At 68.8% G+C, this 11,952-nt stretch carries 14 protein-coding genes and 1 tRNA gene; 6 read left to right on the plus strand and 9 right to left on the minus strand.

Annotated elements, in window-relative coordinates; all coding sequences use genetic code 11:
* Window positions 1-186: 186 nt before the first annotated feature.
* A complete protein-coding gene (locus E3O42_RS04815; RefSeq protein ID WP_134452790.1) occupies window positions 187-816 on the minus strand; it encodes a DNA-directed RNA polymerase subunit beta in 630 nt (209 codons plus the stop codon).
* A 144-nt stretch (window positions 817-960) separates the two neighbouring features.
* On the opposite strand from E3O42_RS04815, the gene E3O42_RS04820 reads away from it, so the two are divergent.
* A tRNA-Lys gene (locus E3O42_RS04820) sits at window positions 961-1,033 on the plus strand.
* Window positions 1,034-1,040: 7 nt separating this feature from the next.
* On the opposite strand, the gene E3O42_RS04825 is transcribed toward E3O42_RS04820, so the two are convergent.
* Together E3O42_RS04825 and E3O42_RS04830 are read right to left on the minus strand one after the other, a co-directional pair.
* Entirely contained in the window at window positions 1,041-1,328 is a 288-nt protein-coding gene (locus E3O42_RS04825) for a hypothetical protein (RefSeq protein ID WP_134452791.1), read from the minus strand.
* A 102-nt stretch (window positions 1,329-1,430) separates the two neighbouring features.
* Window positions 1,431-1,718 carry an NINE protein gene (locus E3O42_RS04830; RefSeq protein WP_194092312.1) on the minus strand — a complete coding sequence of 96 codons (288 nt, stop codon included), beginning with the start codon at window positions 1,716-1,718 and terminating at the stop codon, window positions 1,431-1,433.
* 167 nt (window positions 1,719-1,885) lie between these two features.
* Here E3O42_RS04830 and E3O42_RS04835 point away from each other — a divergent pair, with 167 nt between their 5' ends.
* Both E3O42_RS04835 and E3O42_RS04840 read left to right on the plus strand, forming a co-directional pair.
* Window positions 1,886-2,308 carry a DapH/DapD/GlmU-related protein gene (locus E3O42_RS04835; RefSeq protein WP_166787894.1) on the plus strand — a complete coding sequence of 141 codons (423 nt, stop codon included), beginning with the start codon at window positions 1,886-1,888 and terminating at the stop codon, window positions 2,306-2,308.
* An 81-nt stretch (window positions 2,309-2,389) separates the two neighbouring features.
* Window positions 2,390-4,702 (plus strand): FdhF/YdeP family oxidoreductase, encoded by a 2,313-nt coding sequence (locus E3O42_RS04840; RefSeq protein WP_134452797.1) that lies wholly within the window; start codon window positions 2,390-2,392, stop codon window positions 4,700-4,702.
* Between the two features lie 3 nt (window positions 4,703-4,705).
* On the opposite strand, the gene fdhD is transcribed toward E3O42_RS04840, so the two are convergent.
* Window positions 4,706-5,554, minus strand: coding sequence for a formate dehydrogenase accessory sulfurtransferase FdhD (gene fdhD, locus E3O42_RS04845; protein WP_134452798.1), 849 nt, complete (start codon window positions 5,552-5,554; stop codon window positions 4,706-4,708).
* Window positions 5,555-5,714: 160 nt separating this feature from the next.
* Here fdhD and E3O42_RS04850 point away from each other — a divergent pair, with 160 nt between their 5' ends.
* Window positions 5,715-6,560 (plus strand): HesA/MoeB/ThiF family protein, encoded by an 846-nt coding sequence (locus E3O42_RS04850; protein ID WP_166787895.1) that lies wholly within the window; start codon window positions 5,715-5,717, stop codon window positions 6,558-6,560.
* Between the two features lie 4 nt (window positions 6,561-6,564).
* Entirely contained in the window at window positions 6,565-6,840 is a 276-nt protein-coding gene (locus E3O42_RS04855) for a DUF6457 domain-containing protein (RefSeq protein ID WP_134452802.1), read from the plus strand.
* Window positions 6,841-7,484: 644 nt separating this feature from the next.
* Here the strand turns inward: E3O42_RS04855 and E3O42_RS04860 are convergent.
* On the minus strand, window positions 7,485-7,817 hold the full coding sequence (locus E3O42_RS04860) for a cupin domain-containing protein (protein ID WP_134452803.1): 333 nt from the start codon (window positions 7,815-7,817) through the stop codon (window positions 7,485-7,487).
* A 168-nt stretch (window positions 7,818-7,985) separates the two neighbouring features.
* Window positions 7,986-8,492, minus strand: coding sequence for a MarR family winged helix-turn-helix transcriptional regulator (locus E3O42_RS04865; protein ID WP_134452805.1), 507 nt, complete (start codon window positions 8,490-8,492; stop codon window positions 7,986-7,988).
* Window positions 8,493-8,554: 62 nt separating this feature from the next.
* Between E3O42_RS04865 and E3O42_RS04870 the strand changes: the two genes are divergently transcribed.
* Window positions 8,555-8,791, plus strand: a complete 237-nt coding sequence (locus E3O42_RS04870) for a hypothetical protein (RefSeq protein ID WP_134452806.1) — start codon at window positions 8,555-8,557, stop codon at window positions 8,789-8,791.
* Between the two features lie 25 nt (window positions 8,792-8,816).
* On the opposite strand, the gene E3O42_RS04875 is transcribed toward E3O42_RS04870, so the two are convergent.
* From E3O42_RS04875 to E3O42_RS04885, 3 genes are all read right to left on the minus strand, one after another.
* Complete coding sequence (locus E3O42_RS04875) at window positions 8,817-9,824, minus strand: serine hydrolase domain-containing protein (RefSeq protein ID WP_134452808.1); 1,008 nt, start codon at window positions 9,822-9,824, stop codon at window positions 8,817-8,819.
* 84 nt (window positions 9,825-9,908) lie between these two features.
* Window positions 9,909-10,502, minus strand: a complete 594-nt coding sequence (locus tag E3O42_RS04880) for a hypothetical protein (protein ID WP_134452809.1) — start codon at window positions 10,500-10,502, stop codon at window positions 9,909-9,911.
* Window positions 10,503-10,584: 82 nt separating this feature from the next.
* Window positions 10,585-11,901: a DUF445 domain-containing protein gene (locus E3O42_RS04885; protein ID WP_134452811.1), complete on the minus strand. Its 1,317-nt coding sequence runs from the start codon at window positions 11,899-11,901 to the stop codon at window positions 10,585-10,587.
* Between the last annotated feature and the right edge of the window lie 51 nt (window positions 11,902-11,952).

The raw sequence follows: 11,952 nt of genomic DNA on the forward strand, positions 1-11,952 counted from the left end.
TTACCAACCAGGCGACGGCGACCGCCGGCCCGGATGGCCGGACAGAGTGAAGGCCGGACCGCAGAACGCCTCTCGGCGTGAGGCCGTTCTAGACGGCGAATATTGGAGCCCGGGGTTACTACGGTCCGGCCAGCATCAAGTGTAAACGAGATCGGCTGAGAGTTCATTCCGGGATGCCCGGGAAGACTATTCGAGGGAGTCGCTGCGCCACAGCCGGGCGCAGGACGCGAACTCCTGCGCGGTGGTGGAGAACCGCAGGGCGCGGGTGGTCAGCTCGGAGGAGCGATGCGGTTCGGTGCTGTCCAGGTCATCGGCCACACTCGCACAGCCGGCGCCGATCACCCGGCAGAAGGCAGCCGCCCGATCCAGGGCAACGGCGAAGTCGCCCATGAACACGCCCCGGAGGATCTCGTCGGCGAGCAGGATAATCTCGGCCGGACCCGTCGGCACCGCCGCGCCCGCGACAAGGGGGTCGATGGTGACGGCCACGTCGATGCCGCGCTGATACAGGAACGCCGTGCCATCGGCATCCTGCCGGATCAGCAGCCGCACCAGGTAGATCCGCCAGAGCGCGCCCGGCAGGCTGCGCGGCGTGGCCCGCGACCACAGCTCCGCCACGGCGTCGATACCGTGCTCGTCGGTGTACGCCACCAGGCGGTCCACCACCTCGGGGTCGGGGCTGTCGCGCACCCGGGCGATCAGCGCCTGCGCGGTCTCGTGGGCGATCCGACTGATCTGCGCCGGGTCTTCGCCTCCCATCATCGACTCGAACTTGGCGCCCGAGAACTGGGTGGGCTTGTGGAAATCGTCGGCCATCGCTCTCCTCCTGGCTTTCTCGGCTGGCGGCGACGGGAACGTCGCCGGTTTGGGTCCCGAATGGTATCGGGCCGACTTCTCTGGCGGATGCGTCCACGCTAGTCACAAAAACCGTCCCGCAATCCACGCTAAGTTATTAACCGCGGGCCTCTAGCTCAGTTGGTAGAGCAAAGGACTTTTAATCCTTGGGTCGTCGGTTCGAGCCCGACGGGGCCCACTTTTTCTTATCGCCAGCAGAGTTTCCGCGAGGCGGGAAACTGCCGGTCGACCTTGCCGTAGTGGTCGATGGTCAAGATCAGCGACTCGACCTTGCGGTTGAGGATGCTCAGCAGCACGACGAACAGCCACAGACCCCAGGTGAAGAACGTCAGGAACACGTTCAGCCAGAACCGGATCCGCTTGGTGCGCTGCAGCACGGCCTGGTTGCCGGCCACGCTGCTGACCGTCCACCCCTCCGCCGCGAATCGGGCGACCTCGTGGTTGAGCAGCTCGGTGCGCTGTTCGGCAGTCAAGACACCTGACTCGATCGACATGCCAGCCCCAATCAATTGATACCGGCAGCATAGAACCGTTGCGCCGCCTGCACACAGCCCGCACGCCCGTTCGGTCGTGCCTTAGCGGTACAGGTCTGCAGGCGTGGCGTTCTTGGCGCGCACCTGACTGGGTAGGGTGCACATGTCCACGATGTACCAGATCACGGCGCCCGTCAGCATGAACCCGCCGATGACGATGACCAGGCTCAACCACCCGATCCACCAGAGCAGCAGTAACGCGATACCGCGCCCGATGTTGCCCAAGTAAAAGTGGTGCGCCCCGAAACCTCCGAGCAGCAGCGCGAACAGGTATGCGGTCCCGACATCCCGGTTTCGCCCGGGCCGAAGGGAACCGGTACGACCGGTCAAGCCGTTAATTTGCTGGGGCTGAGCAGGCACCCGGAATGTCCTGCGAGTATGCGGTGTTTCTCCCGCTGTAGACGCGCATTCTGGTGTGCTGAAGTCCCGCCGCGGGCGCCTAATCGGCGCTTCGGCCCAGGGCGGCGCACATACCGCGCGTCACGAAAGGAGCCCAAGTGCGCAAGAACATCGACGTGGAGGTCGAGACCGGCGTGATCGAGAAGTATCGCCGGCACCCCAATGGCAACGGATGGGTGTCGGGCAAGTCGAGCGTGCAACCGAGCGCGTTCATCTCCGAGTCCGCCTACATCGAATCCGGCGCGCAGGTGGGCCGCGAGTCGTGGGTCGGACCGGGCAGCTGGATCGACCATGACGTCGCCATCGGCGACAAGGTGTTCATCGGCCAGAACGTGCACATCGGCGAAGGCAGTCTCGTCTCAAGCGGCGCACACCTCGGCAGCCATGTGCGCATCGGCCGCAACGTGCGCATCGCCGCCGGCGTGCGCCTGGACCGGGACACCCGGGTGCCCGACGGCACGGATGTGGCCACCGGCAACGTGGGCGCGGACGGCCGCCGCTCGCACGGGTTGGCCGCCTGAGCATCCGTTTGGGCTGGTAAAACTGAAAAACGCTCGCGCGAACCGGTAAGCATCCGACTCCGACAGGAGCAGGATGGACCCATGACACGTCGCGCACCGGTCAAGGACATCAACGAAGACGACCTCGTCGTCGGCACCCCCAAGACGGCGGCTGCCGGCCTCGAGGCGGTGGTGGTGGCGCTGGACCGCGGCATCGCGCAGGCCGGCGTGGGCCGCACCGCGCGGGCCCTGCTGCGGCTCAACCAGCGAAACGGCACCGACTGCCCCGGCTGCGCCTGGCCGGAGTCGACCGGGCACCGCAAGACCGCCGAATTCTGCGAGAACGGCGCCAAGGCCGTGGCCGAGGAAAACACCCTGCGCACCGTCGGGCCGGAATTCTGGGCCAAGCACTCCCTCGCCGACCTGGCCGACAAGACCGAGTACTGGCTGGGCAACCAGGGCCGCATCTCCCAGCCCGTGGTGGTGCGCCCCGGCGACACGCACTATTCCCCCATCGCCTGGGAAGACGCCTTCGCGCTGATCGGCGAGAAGATCCGCGCCACCACGCCCGACCGCACCGTGTTCTACACCTCCGGTCGCACCGCCAACGAGACCGCGTTCCTGTACCAGCTGTTCGCTAGGTCGATCGGCACCAACAACCTGCCGGACTGCTCGAACATGTGCCACGAATCCTCCGGGTCGGCGCTGAACCCGACGATCGGCATTGGCAAGGGCACCGTTTCGCTCCAGGACATCCACGTGGCCGAGCTGATCCTGGTGGTGGGCCAGAACCCGGGCACCAACCACCCGCGGATGCTGTCGGCGCTGGCCGACTGCAAGGCCAACGGCGGCAAGGTCGTCGCCGTGAACCCGCTGCCGGAGGCCGGGCTGTTCAACTTCAAGGACCCGCAGACCCCCACCGGACTCATCGGCCACGGGGTGCCGCTGGCCGACGAATACCTGCAGATCAAGGTCGGCGGCGACCTGGCCCTGTTTCAGGCGCTCGGCCACCTGCTCCTCGAGGAGGAGGCCCGGGTGCCCGGCTCCGTCGTGGACCAGGAATTCATCGACGCGAACACAGACGGCATCGACGCCTATCGGGCCGCGCGCGCCGACATCGACTGGGTCGAAACGGAGACGGCCACCGGGCTCTCCCGCCTTCAGATCAGCGTCGTCGCGAAGATGCTGGCCGCCTCGAAGGCCACCATCATCTGCTGGGCGCTGGGCCTGACCCAGCAGCCGCACTCGGTGAACACGCTCAAGGAGATCATCAACCTGCTGCTGTTGCAGGGCAACTTCGGCAAGCCCGGCGCCGGCGCCTGCCCGGTTCGCGGGCACTCCAACGTGCAGGGCGACCGCACCATGGGCGTGTGGGAGAAGCCCAAGGAGGCCATGCTCGCCGCGCTCGACGCCGAGTTCGGCATCATCTCACCGCGCGAGCACGGGCTCGACTCGGTGAACACCGTCGAGGCGTTCGAGAACGACGACGTGGACGTGTTCGTGTCGATGGGCGGCAACTTCGCGCTCGCCTGCAGCGACACCGACCTGCTCGAGGCCGCCATGCAGCGGGTGGGCCTGACCGTGCACGTGTCGACCAAGCCCAACCGGTCGCACGTGATGCACGGGGTCACCTCGCTGATCCTGCCCACGCTCGGCCGCACCGACACCGATGACAAGCATCCATCGGGCCGGCAGGTTCTGTCGGTGGAGGACTCGATGTCGATGGTGCACTCCACCCAGGGCCGGCTCGCCCCGGTGTCCGAGCATCTGCTGGCCGAACCGGTGATCGTGGCGCGGATGGCCAGGGCCACGCTCGGCGACGACCATCCGGTGGACTGGAAGGCGATGGCGGAGGACTACGACGTCATCCGCGACCACATCGCCCGGGTGCTGCCGGGCTTCGAGGACTTCAACCGCCGGCTGCGCGACAAGAACGGATTCGTGCTGCCCAACCCGCCCAGGGATTCCCGCAGTTTCGCCACCGACATCGGCCGGGCCCGCTTCACGGTGAGCCCGCTGGAGTACCTCACGCCGCCGCCCGGGCACCTGATCCTGCAGACCATGCGCAGCCACGACCAGTACAACACCACCTTCTACGGGCTGGATGACCGCTACCGCGGCATCAAGGACGGCCGCCGGGTGATCCTCATCCACGCCGACGACGTCACCGAGCTGGGCTTTGCGGACCGCGACCTCGTCGACGTGATCAGCACCTTCGGCGGGCAGGAACGCCGGGCTGACAAGTTCAGGCTCGTGGTGTACCCCACCCCGCGCGGCTGCGCGGCGGCGTACTTCCCCGAGGCCAACCAGCTGATGCACCGGGAGCTCGTGGCCCGGGAGTCGAACACGCCCGGCTACAAGGCCATGAGCGTGCGGTTCATCCCGCACGAGGCGAAGCTGCCGGTTCTGGGCTGAGGCTCAGACCGCGGCGAGCGCAGACTGAACGATGCGGTCCTCACCGGCATAGATCACCATCGAGTCCCCGCGGAGGAACCCGACCAGCGTCAGGCCCACCTCGTGCGCGAACTCGGCGGAGAGCGACGACGGCGCCGACACCGCGGCGAGCACCGGGATGCCGGCCATAAGGGCCTTCTGGGCGAGTTCGAAGCTGGCCCGGCTGGACACCATCAGCACTGTTCCGCGCAAAGGGAGCAGGTTCTCCTTGACCGCCCAGCCGATCACCTTGTCGACGGCGTTGTGCCGGCCCACATCCTCGCGGAGCACGAGCATCTCGCCCGTGCTGCCGTCGAACAGGGCGGCCGCGTGCAGACCCCCGGTCTTCTCGAACACCGCCTGCGCGTCGCGGAGCCGTTCGGGCAGGGTGGTGAGCATCTCGGCGTCGACGCGGACCGCATCCGCCCGCACGTCCCAGGTGGACTTGGTGCGCACCGCGTCGATGCTCTCCTTGCCGCACAGGCCGCAGGAGCTGGTGGTGAGGAAGTTGCGCTCCATGCTGGGGGTGGGCGCGGCGACGCCGGGGGCCAGGCGCAGGTCGAGCACGTTGTAGGTGTTCACGCCCTCGGCGGTGGCGCCGGCGCAGTAGCGGGCGGTGGCGAGATGCTCTGCCTCGGTGATGATGCCCTCGGAGACCAGGAAACCGGCGGCCAGGTCGACGTCATGGCCGGGGGTGCGCATGGTGACGGCCAGCGACCGGCCGTTCACCCGCATCTCGAGCGGCTCCTCGACCGCGAGCACGTCTTCGCGGCGGATGGGCGGCTGGCCGACCGTGAGCCGGGTGATCTTGCGCCGTGCCGTGACTCTGCTCATGGGTGCCCTCCTCGAGAGTGTTTCCGCCGGGCGCCGCGGGGCGCCATCAGAACCTACGTCGAGCCTAAACCTCCCGCGCGTGGCGTCGGAGGGCGGCCTGAGAGCGGATGACCGGGGCGGCGTGGGCGGGGCCGGGGCGATTGCCGCGTACCGTTGTGTCATGGCACTTCCCCCTCTCGTCGAGCCCACCGGCCCGCTCAGCCCCACCGAAACCGCGCGCCTGGAGCAGGTGCGCAACCTGCCCCAGCTTCGACTGCCCCCGATCGACGAGCTCGGGCACCGCCGCCTCGCGGCCGCCCGGGCGCTGGTGCTGGGCACCTCGGGGCTCAGCGCCCCCGCCGTGCGCACGCTGGCCGCGGCCGGCGTTGGCACGATCGGGCTGGCCGACGTGGGCCCGCTGGACGTCGACGCCCTGGTGCTGGCGACCACCACCATCCTGACCCTCTCCCCCGACACCGCCGTGACGGCGCACGACGAGGACCTCACGGCCGAGTCGGCGGCCCGCATCCTCGGCGGGTACGACCTGGTGATCGACGGCAGCGACCTGGCACCACAGCCGTTCCTTGTGGGCGACACCTGCGCCACCCTCGGCCTGCCGTTGGTCTGGGGCTCCGTGGCGCGCGGCAACGCCGAGCTGTCGGTGTTCTGGTCGAGCCCGCCGCGACGCAGCGGCCAGCGCTCCACCCGGTTGCGCGATTTCTACGGCACCGACCCGGATGCGGCCGGCGCGGCCGCTGTCCCCGCCGACCCCGGCGTGCTCGGTGCGTTGCGCGGCCAGGCCGGCGCGATCCTGGCGGCGGAGGCCATCCGCCTGATCACCGGCACCGGCGAGCCGCTGATCGGCCGGGTGCTCACCATCGACGCCGAGTCCGGCCGGTTCGACGCCACCGTGTTGCCGGTGGCCCAGCCGGCCCCTGCCGGTGCCAGGATTGAGACCGACGGCGCGGAGCCCGTGCCCGTTGCCGCATCCGTTGCGACTGCCACTGCCACCGCCACCGAGGAGTGAGACCATGAGCACCAATACCCCGCTTCCTCCCGAAGCCCTCGACGAGTGGCTGGCCGCCCTCGCGGCCCGGCTCGGCCTCGACGCCGAGGTGGTGCCCACCGGGCTGCTGCTCGACGTGGCCCGCGACGTGGCACACAATGTGGCGCGGCCGGCCGCGCCGTTGAGCCTGTTCCTGGTGGGGCTGGCTGCCGCGCAGAACGGCGGCAGCGCCGAGGACATCACCGCGGCGAGCGCCGCCGCGACCGAACTCGCACTGGGTTGGCCCGCAAAGCAAGTCTGAACCGCTTGCCGTGACACGGCTCCGCGCGCACTGCATCCGCGGCGAGTTGCCCCCGTACGGACCAGCTGCCCCCGCGCACCGGGGCACCTCGTCCGGACCGGGGCAACTCGGCCCGATCGAGCCCGTCGTGGCGGGCCAGTCGAGCGCTTTCACCTGCTGGTCGGGGATCGTCGCGCCGAGGGAGTAGCCGCCGGTGTCGTGGTCGGTGCCCACGCAGACCCATCCGGTGATGGCGGCCAGGCCGTAGACGCCATACGGGTGTGCTGGGCCCAGGGCGGGGTCGATGCCAGGAGCGCCCTGACGACATCTCCGACGGCCACACACCTACAATCAGCCACCAGTCCACGATCTTCGCTCACCGAGGTCGACGTCGGGGCAACGGATGCCGCGGGGCGCTCACCGCGGCCGCATACACTGTCCGCCCGATCTCGGACGAACGCCCGGTCCCGTCCAGGAAGGCTAGAGCAGTGTCTTCCTGAGCGCATTCGGCAGTTATTGGTGGCCGTTTCCTCCGCTCAGCTCGCCGTCGGAGTAGCTGGTCAGCTCATCGCCCTTCGCGAGGGTCGGTCCTTCGACATTTTCCGTTGGCGGGGGAAGCCGGAGCCACCAACCACGTCCAGAGTGGTGTATTTCGCGGTGAGCCCTCAGGGCCGCTTCGCGACGGTCAACAGGATGGCGGCATCCTCTTCGGCTTCGAGGCTGTGCCGGGCGTCGGGCACGATGAGCAGGTCGCCGGTGCGGGCCTGCCAGGAGTCCGCGCCGACAATCAGCCGCACCCGCCCACTCACCACGAAGACGGTAGTGTCACCCGGGCTCTCGTGCTCGGCCAGGACGGTGCCCTTGACCATGCCGATGACGGTCTGGCGCAGCACCTTCTCGTGGCCGCCGTAGACGGTGTCGGCCGCCCGGCCGCTGCTAGCGGATGTGGCTGCGGCGAGTTGCTGCCGGGCGAGGGCGTCGATCGAGATCTTCTGCATGCCGCCAGCGTACGACTCCGAGAGCTGCCCTGCATTCGGGCTCGCCGAATCGGCTCGCCAGCCGTCCAGGTCCGCCGAGTTGCTCCCCCGCGGACGAGTTGCCCAGCTGCAGCGGGGCAACTCGTCCGCAGCGGGGCAACTCGACGAAGTACCCACGGGCGGGCTCGGCTAGGAGGATGGCGGCGCGGGCGCGAGCGCGGGCTGGGGTGATGTCGCCGCCGCGGTGGTCGTGGCGCGGATGACCTCGTTGAGGGTGTCCCGCAGCGCGATCAGGCTCTCTGGCGACATCTCCAGGGTGCGGGCCACCCGTTCCGGGATGGTCTCGGCGATGAGGCGCAACTGACGACCCTGCTCGGTGAGCGTCACCCGCAGCGCGCGTTCGTCGGACGCCGAGCGCTCCCGGCGGATGTGGCCGGTCGCCTCCAGCCGCTTGAGCAGCGGCGACAGGGTGGCCGGCTCCAACCGCAACGCCTCGGCCAGGCTGCGGAGCGTGCGCGGGTGCTGCTCCCACAGGGCCAGCATCACCAGGTACTGCGGATGCGTCAGGCCCAGCGGTTCCAGGATCGGCTTGTACAGAGCCACGGTGGTGCGTGCCGCCACGGTGAGGGCGAAGCAGACCTGGTTCTCCAGGGCGAGCACGTTCGGTTCGGTCAACGCAACGTGCTGGTTCGTCATCCGTGTGTCCCTTTTCATTAGTGGCCTGACCATCAATCGGTTTAGTTAGTACACTAATTAGTATGACGGCGAAAAAGCGCAAACCGACCATGAAGGATGCCGGCGGCTTCACCGCGTGGCTGAACGGTCGCCTGCTGCCGATCATCGGCCCACCGCCGTTAGGCCCGTACGACGACGAGGTGCCCGTGCAGGAGCGCCCGGTGGCACGCTGCCCGCTCTGCGGAGAGCCCATGACCAAGCACGACATCGACCGCAGCGGCGAGCGCACCCAGCTGCGCTGCCCGGCACCCGTCAGGTAATCCAGGTCGGACGCGCGGCAGATGGTCAGAACTGGGCGTCGATCTCCACCACGAGGTCCCAGGCGCCCTCCTCGGCGTTGCTGAGCACCACCACGTCGAGGCCGGTCTTGGGGTAGTGCCGCAGGATGCCGCTGGCGCCGGCGTTGACGCCGTCCTTGTAGTAGGAGCGCACCTTGCCGTTGTCGTCGAGGTCGAACTCGAGGCCGAAGCCGTACTTCACGTCATCGTCGTAGTCCACCTGCGGGGTGAAGAACTCGTCGGTGTACTCCTTGGAGAGCAGCTGGCCACCGCGCACGGCGTTGAGGAAGTTCATCAGGTCGCCGGCCGTGGAGTGCGCTCCGCTGTCGGGCGAGCCGATCGCCGGGGAGCTGTAGATGTTCGAGATCCAGCTGCCGTCGTCGCGGCGGTCCCAGCCCTCTGCGACCCGTTCCACGGCGTCGCGGCGGTCGAAGAAGCCGGACTCGGTCATGCCCGACCGGGCGAAGATCTCTTCGTGCACGTACTCGCGGTAGCCCAGGCCGGAGGCCTTCTCCACGGCGAGGCCGGCGAGGATGTAGCCGACGTTGCAGTCCTCACACTGCACCCCGGGCGGCGCGAGCGGCGGCTTCTGCGTGAACAGCGGCAGGAAGTCGCTGGTCTGGATCAGCGAGTAGCTGGGTGTCTGTGCCCAGAACGCGTCGTACTCCTCGCCGGCCTCCTCGTCGACGTCGTCGGCGATGCCGCTGGTGTGCGTGAGCAGGTGCAACAGCGTGACGTCGGTGCCGATGGTCGTGCCCGCCAGGTTGACGTACTCGTGGATCGACGCCTCGAGGTCGAGCCGGCCGGCATCCACCTGCTGCAGCACGGCCACGCTGGTGAAGAGCTTGGTGATCGACGCGGTGTCGAACCGGGTGTCGAGCGTATTGGGCACCTGCCAGCGTGGGGTGGCGAACCCGCGGGCCGCCTCGAAGATGGTGCGGTCGCCGTCACGCACCAGCACCACGCCGGAGAAATCGCTGTCATCGAGAAAGGTCTGAATTGCCTGGGTATCCACCCTTCGAGCGTAGCGAACGGCGACGCCTTTCGCGCCGACGGATGTGCCGGCGCCGGCGCCCGGCGGCGGGCCCGGCCCAGAAGGTCAGTCGGTGTGCCGGGTCTTCTTGGCGAGGGCGGCGAGGTCGACCTTCCCGACGGCCCGCATCCGCGCGGCGCGGGCGGCCTCGTAGCCGGGCTGGCGCGGGTCGACGCGCTGGGCCAGGAGCCGGGCCGCGAGCGCCTCAGTGATCTCCTGGAGCGCATCCTCGCGGGCCTTCTGCACGATCGCGCTGACCTGTTCGTCGTCGTCGGAGATCTCGCGCAGCCGTTCGGCGACGTGGTCGTGCAGGGTGCGTCGCCGGCCCAGGCGCACGACGTCCCTGCGCTTGTTTTCGAGCTCACGACTCTTGCCCGCGCCCGTGGTGCGTGAGAGGTAGGAGCCGAGGCGTTCAACCCGGGTGGAGTCCTCGTCGTTCTGCCGGGCCACCTCGTGCAGCTCCTGCCGGGCGAGGGCGGCGTACTGGTCAGGGTCGTAGTCCCTGTGGTCGCGGAGGGCGCCGACGATGAAGCGGTTCTTGAGGGCCATCCGCACAGCGGAGAGGGCGATGAGCATGCCCTCGTCGACGATCCGGCCGGTGGAGGGCGTGGGCGGGCCAGGGGCGGCGGTGCCCTCGGCGTTGTGCGAACCGTTCTCCACCGCTTAAGTATGGCTCACCGCGGTGCGCCCCGTCAGGGTGTCGGGGCATCCGGATTGGCCGGATCCGCCCGGTGCCACGTGGTCACAGACCGAACAGCACCACGGCCCCCTGCGCCAGGGCGAAGATCAGCAACCCGGCCAGCGCACCGACAACGGTTCCGTTTATGCGGATGAACTGCAGGTCCTTGCCCACCTGCAACTCGATCTTCTCGGTGGTCTCGGCCGGGTCCCAGCGCTCCACGGTTTCGGTGATCACGCCGGCGATTTCGTGCCGGTATTTCTGCAGCAGGTAACCGGCCGCATCCGCCAGCCAGCGGTCGATGCGGGCGCCCAGCGACGCATCGCGCACCAGCCGGCCGCCCACATCCAGCACGGTCGAGGTGATGCCAGTGCGCACGGCGCTCTCCGCATCGGCCAGGGCGCTCAGCAGCGACTGCTTGACGGACTCCCATGCGTCGCCGGCGAACTCGCGCAGCTTGGCGTTGTCGACCAGCTCGAGCTTGAGCACCTCGACCCGGTCGATCATGGTGTCGTCGTGCTGCAGGTCATCCATCAGCTCGGCCAGGTAGCGGTCGATGGCTTCGCGCAGGGGATGGCCGGGGTCCGCCTGCACCGTCGCCACGAAGCCGAGCACCTCGCGATAGGCCTTGTCGTCGACCATCTCGCCGACGAAGCCGGGCACCCAGCGGGGCAGCCGGGTCGACACCGAGGTGCCGAATGCCTCAGGGTGGGTCTCTAGCCAGCTCTCCGCCTTGTCCACCAGCAGGTCCACGGCGGCATGGTGCCGGCCGGAGACCACCAGGTTCTCGCCCAGCCGGCCGAGGCTCGGCGCCCACCGCGGCTCGAGCAGGTGTTCTCGGGCGACGCCCTCGAGAAGGTCCTTGATGTCGTCGTCGCTGAGAAGGTCGAGCAGCCCGGTGCCGGCGTGAGCGAGTTCGTCGGTGAGCCGCTCGGCGTTGGCTGGATGCACCAGCCAGGCGCCAAGTCGGCGGGAGATGCCGATGGACTCGAGCTTGCCGCGCACCACGGCGTCGGAGAGGAAATTCGACTCCACGAATTCGCCGAGGCTGGCGCCGATCTCGTCCTTGCGGTTAGCGATGATGTTGGTGTGCGGGATGCGCAGCCCCATCGGGTAACGGAACAAGGCGGTGACGGCGAACCAGTCGGCGATGGCACCCACCATGCCGCCCTCGGCCGCGGCGCGCACGTACTCGAGCCAGGGGTAGCGCTCCTGCAGCGCGAACGACACCGCGAAGACCACGGCCATGGCCACGAGCAGGCCCAGTGCCAGCCGCTTCATGCCCACCAGAGCGACCCGGCGTGCCTCGTCGGTGGCGCTGAGCGGGGCTCGATTGCCGGGAGCGGTGGTGGCGGTTGTACTCAGGGAGGGTATTGCCATGGGTCTGGTCGTTCCTCGTGGTCCGGGAGCGCGGTGTGCGCAGCGCTCCCG

It is taken from the genome of Cryobacterium adonitolivorans, from assembly GCF_004402695.1.
Taxonomy (GTDB): Bacteria; Actinomycetota; Actinomycetes; order Actinomycetales; family Microbacteriaceae; genus Cryobacterium; species Cryobacterium adonitolivorans.

Coding starts and splice junctions, on each gene's coding strand:
- E3O42_RS04870 (WP_134452806.1), top strand. CDS start 8,555: ATGACGGCGAAAAAGCGCAAACCGACCATGAAGGATGCCGGCGGCTTC.
- E3O42_RS04885 (WP_134452811.1), bottom strand. CDS start 11,901: ATGGCAATACCCTCCCTGAGTACAACCGCCACCACCGCTCCCGGCAAT.
- E3O42_RS04850 (WP_166787895.1), top strand. CDS start 5,715: ATGGCACTTCCCCCTCTCGTCGAGCCCACCGGCCCGCTCAGCCCCACC.
- E3O42_RS04855 (WP_134452802.1), top strand. CDS start 6,565: ATGAGCACCAATACCCCGCTTCCTCCCGAAGCCCTCGACGAGTGGCTG.
- E3O42_RS04840 (WP_134452797.1), top strand. CDS start 2,390: ATGACACGTCGCGCACCGGTCAAGGACATCAACGAAGACGACCTCGTC.
- E3O42_RS04860 (WP_134452803.1), bottom strand. CDS start 7,817: ATGCAGAAGATCTCGATCGACGCCCTCGCCCGGCAGCAACTCGCCGCA.
- E3O42_RS04865 (WP_134452805.1), bottom strand. CDS start 8,492: ATGACGAACCAGCACGTTGCGTTGACCGAACCGAACGTGCTCGCCCTG.
- E3O42_RS04815 (WP_134452790.1), bottom strand. CDS start 816: ATGGCCGACGATTTCCACAAGCCCACCCAGTTCTCGGGCGCCAAGTTC.
- fdhD (WP_134452798.1), bottom strand. CDS start 5,554: ATGAGCAGAGTCACGGCACGGCGCAAGATCACCCGGCTCACGGTCGGC.